Origin of the sequence: Hydrogenophaga sp., from assembly GCF_018780385.1 — a bacterium.
Taxonomy (GTDB): domain Bacteria; phylum Pseudomonadota; class Gammaproteobacteria; order Burkholderiales; family Burkholderiaceae_C; genus Hydrogenophaga.
Genome location: NZ_JADMJO010000146.1, coordinates 1 through 3,195, shown reverse-complemented (window position 1 = coordinate 3,195; position 3,195 = coordinate 1). Strand labels below are relative to the sequence as shown.

2 protein-coding genes are annotated in these 3,195 nt (G+C 68.5%); both read right to left on the bottom strand.

Annotated elements, in window-relative coordinates; all coding sequences use genetic code 11:
- Positions 1 to 908 (bottom strand): response regulator (locus IV113_RS25035; protein ID WP_291090993.1); only part of this gene is annotated, 908 nt, incomplete at its 3' end.
- A partial coding sequence (locus IV113_RS25030) for an ATP-binding protein (protein WP_291090991.1) occupies positions 901 to 3,195 on the bottom strand: 2,295 nt, incomplete at its 5' end. The genes IV113_RS25035 and IV113_RS25030, both read right to left, overlap by 8 nt.

Below are 3,195 nucleotides of genomic sequence, written 5' to 3'. Positions count from 1 at the left end.
GCGCCCAGGATGTCGCCGATGTCGCGGTTGATCTTGCCCTTGACCACCCAGTACAAGACCTCGGCCTCGCGCGCGGTGAGGCCGAAAGCGCCGGCCACGCTGGATAGCACGCTGGCGTCCGACGTTTCCTGCATCACGATGAGCCAGTCGCCACCGGCATCCACATCGCCGTCTTCATCGCCCACGCGCTGGTGCAGCCGGAAGGTGAGCCGGCGCGGGCCGTTTTCCAGCGTGAGGCGCGGCGGTTCACGCTGCTCGCTGGCCTCACCCAGGTGGCGGCGCAGCCACTGCAACACCGCCGGTGGTGTGGTGGGTGACTCGGTGCCGCAGTAGTTGCGCAGCAGGTCGCGCGCCAGCGGCGTCTGCCACATCAGGCGGCCATCGCTCTCGCGCACGGTGATGGTGGCGTAGCCGAAGGCGTCCAGCGCGTTGCGCGCCTGGCTGCGCTCCACCGCGCCCTGGCGCACATGGCGCGCGGTGCGCAGGTGCACGCCCATGCGCGCCATCACCTCGCGCGGCTTGATGGGTTTGGTCACGTAGTCGGCGCCGCCAGCGTCGAGTGCGGCCACCAGGTGTTCGGTCTCGGTCAGGCCGGTCATGAAGATGATGGGGATGTGCGCCGTGGCCGGTTGTGCCTTGAGCCGGCGCGCCACTTCAAAACCGTCGATGCCGGGCATCACGGCGTCGAGCAGCACCACGTCGGGCAGGGCCTGGGTGGCGCGGCGGATGGCGCTCTCGCCATCGAGCGCCACCAGCACGGTGTAGCCCGCGTCGTCCAGCGCGTCGTGCAGCGGTGCAACGTTGTCGGGCACGTCGTCAACGATCAACACGATGAGCTTGTCGACCTGCTCCAGCGGTGCCAGGCCTTGTCCCGTGCCGCCGGTTCGGGTGGGCATGAACTCAGACATGGCGCTGCAGCAGCTGCTGCTCGATGGCGTCAAAGCGGAACTCGCGCGCGAGCGTGCGCAGCTGCTGCGCAAACCCTGCCTGCTCGGGGTGGTCCTGCACCCACTCGTCGAGCCACTGCACGATCCCCTTGTAGTAGCCCAGGCGAACGAGTTCGAGCAGGGGTTCAAATTCGCGGCCGCTGGTGACCTCGTGACCCGGCCGCGCGTGCGGCGACGGCGCCGAGAGCGCGGCGATTTCCGCCGGAGGCAGTTCGATCCACGCGAGTTGCAGCCGCTGGCCCAGCCAGCCGAGCAGGTCGTCGCGGCGCACCGGCTTCACGAAGAAGTCCTGCGGACGGTGGCCCAGGTCGTTGTCCAATCCTTTGTCGAATGCATTGGCCGACACGATCGCCAGTGGCACTGCGCTCCACCCGCTGGCGCGCAACCGGCGCATGGTCTCCCAGCCGTCGATGCCGGGCATGGCCAGGTCCATGAACACGGCGTCGGGCGCGCCGGCTTCGCCGGGCTGCAAACCCTCCAGCAGGGCCAGCGCGTCCAGGCCGCTGGTGGCGAGCATCACCTCGAAACCCAGCGGCTCCAGCCAGCGCTGGATCAGCTCACGGTCGGCCTCTTCGTTGTCCACCACCAGCACGCGCCGGCGCGCGCCTTCAAAGCCGATGTGACTGGGCAAGGTCAGCGGGCGCGGCAGCACCGCGCCATGCACTTCGGGCAGGAACAGGCGCACGGTGAACACCGAGCCTTCGCCCGGCGCGCTGCGCACGGTCATCTCGCCGCCCATGAGGTCGGTGAGCATCTTGGCAATCGTCAGGCCCAGACCGGTGCCGGTGGACGGGCCGGGCGCGGCGGCTTCGTTCTGCCCGCGCGCAAACGGCTCGAACACGCGCTCCAGGTCTTGCGCGCGCATGCCGGGGCCGGTGTCGTGCACCTCGAACTGCGCCATCTCGCGCGCATGCGTCACGCGCAGCCGAACCTGCCCGGTGTGGGTGAACTTCACCGCGTTGCCCAGCAGGTTGATGAGGATCTGGCGCAGGCGCTTTTCATCAGCGCGCACCGTGTCGGGCAGGCGGCTGCCGGTCTCGAACACGAAGTGCAGGCCCTTGGCGCTGGCCTGCAGCTCGAACATGCCGGCCACCTCCTGCATGGCGCCGGCAAAGGCCATGGGCCGAACGTCCAGCGCGAGCTTGCCGGACTCGATGCGCGCGATGTCCAGCGTGCCCTCGATCAGCGAGAGCAGGTGTTCGCCGCCGCGGTTGATCACGCGGATGGCCTGCGCGCGGTGGGGCGCCATGCCGGTGTCTTCCTGCAAGAGCTGCGCGTAGCCCAGGATGCTGTTGAGCGGTGTGCGCAGCTCGTGGCTGATGGTGCTGATGTAGCGCGTCTTGGCGTGGTTGGCCTGCTCGGCGGCCAGGCGCGCCTGCTGCAGGGCCTCGTCGGTGAGGCGGTGCGATTCGATCTCCTGCATGAGCAGGCGCGTCTGCCGGTTCGACTCTTCCTGCGCCACCTCGCGGCTCTTGTGCGCCAGCACCAACCACCAGGCCACCGTGGCCGTGATGAGCAGCAGCACGGCGTACACCCGCACGAAGCCCGAGCGCAGCGCGGCATCCAGCAGGCCGGCGTTGACTGAGAGTCCGGTGCGCTGCGCCAAGCCCTGCACCTCCTGCCGATACAAGAGGCCGAGTACCGCTGCGAGCACCGGCGCCATCACGAGCATGAGCAACATGTAGTGCGCCAGACCCGCCTCCAGGTACGGCCAGATCGAGCGCGGCAACACGCGCCGCAGCGCGCCCATCCACTGCTCTGAGAGCTTGGCGTGCGGTTTGCAGAGATCTCCGCAGCGCGCGTCGAGCGTGCAGCAGAGCGAGCAGATGCTCCCCTGGTAGGCAGGGCAATGGGCCATGTCAGGCCCTTCGTATTCGCGCTCGCAAATGACGCAGCGCTGCACGGCGTGAAATGCTTTCACTCCCTCTCCCCCTGGGAGAGGGCTGGGGTGAGGGCCCGCGCTCAAACCCGCATCGAATTCGCGAGGCATTTCTGACCGTCGAGCAATGTAGTAGCGCCCCTGCGTCGCCCACGCAATCAAAGGCGCCGTCACAAAAGCAGTCACCATCGCGATCACCGCCGAAAACGCCTGCGCGCCCGGCCCCATGAGCCCCATGTGCGCCCCGATGGACAAGGCCGAGGCCAGGCCCATCGCGCCCACGCCCACCGGGTTGATGTCGTACAGGTAGGCGCGCTTGAACTCGATGCCCTTGGGCGACCAGCCCAGCGGCTTGTTGATCACCAGGTC